5 protein-coding genes are annotated in these 6,307 nt (G+C 73.8%); 1 reads left to right on the forward strand and 4 read right to left on the reverse strand.

From position 1 onward, the window contains the following. The 4 genes from FDA94_RS38670 to FDA94_RS38685 all read right to left on the reverse strand — a co-directional run. Positions 1 to 1,861, reverse strand: a 1,861-nt coding sequence (locus FDA94_RS38670; RefSeq protein WP_137251981.1) for an AAA family ATPase, incomplete at its 3' end; no start/stop codon positions are given. A gap of 43 nt (positions 1,862 to 1,904) precedes the next feature. Further along, complete coding sequence (locus tag FDA94_RS38675; RefSeq protein WP_137251982.1) at positions 1,905 to 2,318, reverse strand: hypothetical protein; 414 nt, start codon at positions 2,316 to 2,318, stop codon at positions 1,905 to 1,907. Beyond that, positions 2,315 to 2,890: an RNA polymerase sigma factor gene (locus FDA94_RS38680; RefSeq protein WP_137251983.1), complete on the reverse strand. Its 576-nt coding sequence runs from the start codon at positions 2,888 to 2,890 to the stop codon at positions 2,315 to 2,317. Before FDA94_RS38680 ends, FDA94_RS38675 begins: the two co-directional genes overlap by 4 nt. A gap of 12 nt (positions 2,891 to 2,902) precedes the next feature. Then, the gene (locus FDA94_RS38685; protein ID WP_137251984.1) at positions 2,903 to 4,417 is read right to left on the reverse strand and encodes a S8 family peptidase; all 1,515 of its coding nucleotides are present in this window, start codon (positions 4,415 to 4,417) and stop codon (positions 2,903 to 2,905) included. A gap of 187 nt (positions 4,418 to 4,604) precedes the next feature. Between FDA94_RS38685 and FDA94_RS38690 the strand changes: the two genes are divergently transcribed. Continuing rightward, on the forward strand, positions 4,605 to 6,307 hold a 1,703-nt coding region (locus FDA94_RS38690), incomplete at its 3' end, for an ATP-binding protein (protein WP_137251985.1).

Raw genomic sequence — 6,307 nt, forward strand, 5'->3', positions numbered from 1 at the left:
CGAGCGCCGCCGCCCAGCGGACGGCCGCCTCGGCGTGGGCGGTGGCGGCCGGGAGGTCGCCACGGGCGGCAAGGGGCCGGGCGGCGACCGTGTGCGCCAGGCAGCACAGCCAGCTCTGCCCGCTGTCGGCGGCCAGCGAGACGGCCTGCTCGGCGTGGGCGACCGCGTCGTCCCACCGCCCGGCCCGGAACTCGGCCTCGGCCAGGTAGGCGGTCGCCATCGGCCCCAGGTGCAGCAGCCCGGCCCGCGCGGACGCGGCCCGGGCCAGGTCGATCTGGGCCCCGTCGAGGTCGTCGGTCCACAATCGCAGCACGCCCCGCGCCACCAGCCCGTCGAGCAGGTCGCCGGGGCCCACCGCGTCGTCGGCGGGCAGGCAGGCCAGGCCCTCGGCGTAACGGCCGGTGATGCCGAGGGCGAGCGCGAGCGCGTCGCGCATGCCAGGCGCCCCGCCCGAGCGGCGGGCCCACTCGATGGCCGCCGCGCCCCTGGCCTGCGTCAGCGCCAGCCAGGCCAGCTGTTCGGCCGCGCCATCGTGGGCGCCCGACTCCCAGGCGGAGGTGAGCAGGGCCTCGGCGGCGTCCTGGTGGCCGGAGGCCAGGGCCAGCCGGCCGAGCACGTAGTGGCGGCGCGGCGTCGGGGGCATCGCCTCGACCTGCCCGGTGAGCTCGGCGGCGCGGACCGCGTCGCCGTCGCGGAGCCGGTGGTCGGCGGCGGTCAGCACCCGGCCGGCCCGCAGCACCGGGTCGGGGGTGAGCCGGGCGGAGGTGAGCAGGTGGTCGGCGGCGGTGCTCCAGCGGCCCTGATCGGCCTCGTCGCCGGCCAGGTCGGCGAGTTCGGCGGCGACGTGGGCGTCGGTGCCGACGACGGCGGCGGCCCGGTGGGCCAGCGCGCGGGCGGGATCGCTCTCCCGGACGGCGGCGCGGGTGTGCAGCCGGGCCCGTTCGGCCGGGCCGATGTGCTGGTAGACCGCCGCCCGCACGAGCGGATGCGGGAACCCCACGGCCGGCCCCGGCCCGGTCTCGACCAGGAGCCCGGCCGCCCCTTCGAGCGCCTCCAGGGGATCGCCCACCCCCGCGACCGCCGCGACGGCGCTCAGCGCGCACCCGTCGCCGAGCACGGCCGCCGCCCGCGTCAGCGCCCGCGCCGCGAGCGGGCTGGCCACCAGGGTCCGGGTCACCAGCCGGCTGTACGACGACGGCGCCGGCAGCGCCCGGGTCATGTCGGTCAGCCGCGCCCTCGGCAGCTGGCCGAGCAGTGCCCCGATGTGCAGCGGATTGCCGACCGTGTGGGCGCGCAGCCGCTCGGCCGCCGGGGCGGGCAGCCCGGTCAGCTCCCGTACGTCGGCCGTGGTCAGCCCGGTCAGCCGCACCCGCAGGGTGGTGTCCTCGGCGAGCAGCCGGTGCAGCCCTCCGGGCAGGTCCCCGACGTCCGGGGCGACGATCACCGCGAGCACCCCGTCGGCCCGCAGCCGCCGCAGGGCGAAGGTGAGCGCGGTCAGCGAGGGCGCGTCGGCCCAGTGGGCGTCGTCCACGACGAGGACGACCACGCCGGCGGCCTGGCGTACCCCGATGTGGTCCAGCAGCAGCGACCCGGCCTCCAGCGGATCGGCGTCGTGCCACTCCGACGGCATGAGCTGACCGAGCACCCCGTACCGCAGCGAACTCTCCTCGGTCGCGCCGCTGGCGGACAGGACGGTCAATCCGGGATGCCCGGTCAGGAACCGCCGGACCAGCGACGACTTGCCGATCCCCGCCGTCCCCTCGACGGCGACGACCGCCGGACGGCCCTCCCCGGCCCCGCGCAACGCGTCCGCGAGGGCGGCGAGCTCGGCCTGGCGGCCGACGAATTTGGTGGTGTCCACATAAGTGCGGATCGACGAGCCCGCGTTCTGATACAGCCCCGGCTCAGACGGTCAGCCATTCGGTGACGACGGTCCGCCCCGGCACCTCGCACCGCAGGCTGAGCGCCCCGGCGGGCACCCCGTCGGCCTCGAACCGCCCGAACTCGTCGACGACGAGGGGAAGCCGCCCGTTCACGACGACGGCCGCCGCCTGGGGCGGCAGGAGCTGCCCGAGGAGACGGCCCCCGGCGAACTCCACCTCGATCGACAGCCCCGGCACAGAGAACGTCAGCAGCCGGGGCGTCTCCCCCGACCTGACCAGCGCGGGCTCGTCGAGCGAGTCGAACGACAACGCCGCCAGCTCCGCGTCCAGCGCGTGCACGACGAAGGCGTCGACGGCGATCTGCAGCGCGTCGTCGGGCAGCGGGTCGAACAGGGCGGCGGCCCGGCGCAGCTCGTCTTCGAGGTCGTCGCTCACCGGACGCCCCTCTCCTCCAGGAGCGCCCGCAGGCGGGCCAGGCACCGCTGCCGGATCGGCCCGATGCTGCCCACGGCCAGCCCGGTGGCGGCGGAGACCTCGGCGTACGAGGGCGGCGGATTGGTCATCAGCACCCGCAGCACCCGCTGACAGGTCTCCCCGAGATCCTGCACCGCCAGCCACAACGCCCGGAGCCTGGCCACGCGGTCGGCCTCCCGCTCGGCCTCGACGACGACCTCCTCGGGCGTCGGCTCCGGCGATCGCAGATCGAGCACGGCCGGATGGTCGTCGAGCTGCACCGGCCGCGTCATCCGGGCGAGCTTCAGGCATTCGTGCCGGGTCGTGCTGGCGAGCCAGGCCCCGACCTTGTCGGGGTCCCGGATCCGGCCCAGGTTCTGGACCAGCTTGAACCAGGCGGTGGCGTACACCTCCCGGCAGTCGGCCTCGGAGAGGCGGTAGGAGCGCGCGATCGACCAGACCAACGGCGCGAGCGCCGTGACGAGCTCCTTCCAGGCGGCGTTGTCCCCGGTCACCGCCGCCCGGAACAGTTCTCCGGTGTCCGCACGCTCCATGTCTCCTCCGGATCAGGTTGACGGGTAGACCATTGAGGGCCGCCACCCGGCGGGCCGCACGATCTTCGCGGGTCGGCCACGCAGGGTGGCCGACCCGGCCATCGTGTTCAGCAGGTACTCGGCCGCGGCATGAGACGTCAGGTTCTGTTCGGACATCACGTTGGCGATCATGCCGGCGACCAGCGGGGTGGAAAACGACGTGCCGCTCCATTCGGCCAGCCCGTCGAACCGGACCCGCTTGAGTCTGCGGTCGGTGGCCAGGTCCCAGGTCTCGAAAGGACGGTTTTGGCTGAGTTCACCGATGTGCGGGGGCGACAGACAGGTGCACACGTAGCTCTGGTGATAGCGGCACTCGCCGAAGCTGGAGTGCTGGTAGTCGTAGGCGGTCTGAGCGCCCCTCTGGGTGAAGGTACTGATCAGGTGCTCGCCAGGCGCGAAGACCGAGACCCAGCGGCCGTGGTTGCTGAAGCAGGCGACGTCCGCCCCGTCTGCGCGCAACGCCCCGACCGACACCACGAGGCGGCCGTACTTCTGGGAGTCAGCCCAGGCGGCGGGGTAGAAGCGCTGGTCAGAGCCGTTGTTCCCGGCCGCCGCCACCAGAAGGATCTCCTTGTCCACTACCAGGGCGGCGAGCCGGTTCATGAACTCTTCGAGGGCGAGCAGTGGTTGCGCCGAGGGACTCCCCGCTTGCTCGCCGGTATTGATCCGGGTCAGCTCATCGCAGGCGACCGGTGTGCCGGAGGAGAGGGAGATGATGTCCGGCCACTCCGCCCGTGGCAACTGCTGGAACTCGCTGAGGATGTCGTTCAGGTCCTTACCGAGGGCGTGTTGCCCGGCCGTGCCCGCGTTGGAGAAGCAGTTGCGAACAGTGATCTCCACGTTGTGGGCGACGGCCGCGATCAGACCCGCGATGAAGGTGCCGTGGCCGACGTATTGCCGGAGCACGTTCTGCGTGTCCACGGGACTCATCTCGCTGTCGAGCTTTCCCGTCGGATTGCCCGGCTTCTTGATGGTCGAGGCGAGAGTCGGGTGAGTGTCGTAGCCGGGCACCAGGCCGGTGTCGATGACCAGAACACGCACGGGGGCGGTGCCGAAGCTCGGGCGGGTGACCGGGATCACCGGGTTGTGGGTGCCGTCGTAGACGGGCACCGGCTCGTCGGCGGGACAGCAGTTGACGTCGGCGATCGTCAGCAGGTAGTCGCGTTCGGCGGGGATGTTCTGCGCCAGCAGCAAGTCGATCACGTCACTGACGATCGGGTCGTGCCAACGTTCCTCTGGTTGGGAAGGGTCGGCGAAACTCAAGGTGGTGAGCCGGGTGCTCTCGGTGTGGCTGGTTTCGACAGGCTCCAGCCCGGCCCCGGCCAGTAAGTACGAGGCGGTCGGGTAGTCGTCGGTGCGGATGAGAACAACGCCCTTGTGGTGCAGGTATTCGGGTGTGCCGCTGGGTCCGGCGACCAGCCGCACTCTGTGTTCGTCGTAGCTCTGCTGGATCATGTCGAACTGTTCGCGGAATCGGTTCGGCTCCATCTCGCGGTTCCTCTTGTCTCAGGTGTCAGCTTTCTCTGTGTGGAGCCGGACCCGGGTCCGGTGATACACCATGATCAACCTGCCATGATCACGGAGCGTGGACGCCCCGTCCCCTCACGTCTAACATCGATCTGTGCCGGGGGGAAGGTCACGTTTTGGGGGCATACCAGGGGATCTGCTCCCCCTGGTGTTCGCCCGTCCCACCGACGCCCTGACCGGCGCGGGCGCCCTGCTCGACAGCCGTCCCACGCCGCATGACGCGTCCATCGCGTACCAGGTCATGGGCATCTGGGAGCGCGACTTCGGTCAGCTCGCCACCGCTCTCCACCACCTCCGCCGGGCTCGCGACCTCGCCGTTCGGTCAGGTTCGGCTGACCGCGAGGCGGACGTGCTGGCGACGCTCGGGGCGGCGCTGGTGCACGCCGGGCGCACCCGGCAGGGACTCGTCACGATGGAGCGCGCGGTCGCGCGCGGCGAGGGGGTCACGGCGGCGCGGGTGCTGTTCCGGCGGGCCTATGTGCGGTGGGTGGTCGGCGACCACGAGGGGTCGCTGGCCGACTGCCGGCGGGCGCTGCCCGTACTGAGGAAGGAGGGCGACGTCATCTGGACGGCCCGCACCCTCACCCTGCGCGCGACCGTCCACCTGGCGGTGGGGGCGGCCGACCGGGCGGCGGCCGACTTCGCGGCGGCCGAGGAGCTGTGGGCGGGCACCGACCAGGACCACGACAAGGCCAAGGCGGTGGAGAACCGGGGGCTGGTCGCCTCCCGCGCGGGAGACGCGCCCGCCGCGCTGCGGCACCTCGACGAGGCCGCCCGGCTCTACGAGTCGCTCGGCACCCCGGCCGTCATGCTGGCCATCCAGCGCTGCGAGGTGCTGCTCTCGGCGGGGCTCACCCGTGAGGCGCTCGACGAGGCGAGTGCCGCGCTGACCGTGAACGGACAGGCCACCCGGGCGGCCGAGCTCCGCCTGGTCGCCGCCCGCGCCGCGATCGCCGCGGGCGATCCGGCCCTGGCGGCCGAGCACGCCACGGTGGCGGTCCGGGTGTTCGCCCGGCAGCATCGGGCCTGGTGGCACGCCCACGCCCGGTTGGTCCTCCTCCAGGCCCGCTACGCCACCGGCGACCACACCGTGCGCGACGCGCCCGCCCTGGCCACCCGGCTGGCGGAGCTGCGGTCTCCCGAGGCGGTCCTGGCCAGGCTGCTGGCCGGGCGGATCGCCCTGGCCAGAGACGATCTCGCCGCCGCCCGGGTGCACCTGACGTCAGCCGCCGAGGCCCGCCGCCGGGGGCCCGCCCACGTCAGGGCCGACGGCTGGACCGCGCTCGCCCTGCTCGCCGCCGCGACCGGCGACCGGCGGCTGATGCTGAACGCCTGTCGGCGCGGGCTCGACGTCCTCGACGAGCACCGCATGACCATGGGCGCGGCCGAGCTGCGGGTGCGGGCCACCGTGCAGGGGGCCGAGCTGGCGACGCTCGCCCAGCGCGCCGCGCGGTCGGCTCGCGACCTGTTGCGGTGGAGCGACCGCTGGCGGGCGACCGCGCTGGCCGTGCCGCCGATCCGGCCGCCGGCCGATCCGGAGCTGGCCCGCGACCTGACCGCCTTCCGCGAGGTCGGCAGCCGGGCCGAGGCGGCCCGCGCGGCCGGGTCGCCCCAGCCCGCCCTCGACCGCGAGCAGCGGCGGCTCGAACGCCGCATCCGCGCCCACACCCTGCGCCTGCGCGGCCACTTCGACGGCGACCGCCTCGACGTGGCCGCTCTTCTGACGGCTCTGGGCGACGAGTGGCTGGTCGCGATCGTGCCGGTCGACGGGCGGCTGCACGCGGTCGTCTGCGGCGACGGCCGGGTCCGCCGGTTCTCCGCCGGACCGGCGGCCGACGCCGCGCTGGAGGC

It is taken from the genome of Herbidospora galbida (genome assembly GCF_005233835.1).
GTDB lineage: Bacteria > Actinomycetota > Actinomycetes > Streptosporangiales > Streptosporangiaceae > Herbidospora > Herbidospora galbida.